The organism is Kocuria subflava, assembly GCF_012163155.1.
In the GTDB taxonomy this organism is placed as follows: Bacteria; Actinomycetota; Actinomycetes; order Actinomycetales; family Micrococcaceae; genus Kocuria; species Kocuria subflava.
The window spans coordinates 1-558 of record NZ_JAAVUN010000205.1; the positions used below are offsets into that span (position 1 = coordinate 1).

Below are 558 nucleotides of genomic sequence, written 5' to 3' on the forward strand. Positions count from 1 at the left end.
CGACATCCGGGCACCCGAGGGACCGGGCCCGTGGGACGGTCGTCACCTACCATGTTGTGATGACCGCCTTCAGAGGGTGGTCGCCACACAGGCCCTGACCGGGCCGACGGACTGGCGCACAGTGATCGCGTCGGCCGACATCGATGCAGCGAACACGCTGTGGAACCAGGAGACCGAGTGCTTTCCGCCCTCATCACGCCCGAGCTCACGCCCCAGGTCGTGGCCCAGACCGGAACCAGCCTCTCCGCGGCGGAGCAGACGACCGGCGGGCCCGGGCAGGTCCTGTTCCTGGGCGTGATGCTGGCCCTGCTGGTGGCGATGTTCTGGTTCACCTCCCGCAACCGGCGCAAGCAGCAGCAGAAGCTCCAGGACCAGCAGTCGCGCATGGTTCCCGGAACCCAGGTGATGACCAGCTACGGTCTGTACGGTCGCGTGGTGAGCATCGACAAGGACGCCGTCAAAGCCGTCCTGGAGATCGCCCCGAACACGCAGGTGACCGTTCACCTCCAGACCCTCTCGACCGTCGTCGACGAATCGGCAGGGGCCGCGGGGGAGTCC

Annotated in this window: 1 protein-coding gene; it reads left to right on the top strand. The window is 67.6% G+C overall.

Translation table 11 applies throughout. From position 1 onward, the window contains the following. Positions 1-177: 177 nt before the first annotated feature. Positions 178-558: preprotein translocase subunit YajC (gene yajC / locus GTW58_RS14810; RefSeq protein ID WP_168023632.1), on the top strand; the 381-nt coding region annotated here is incomplete at its 3' end.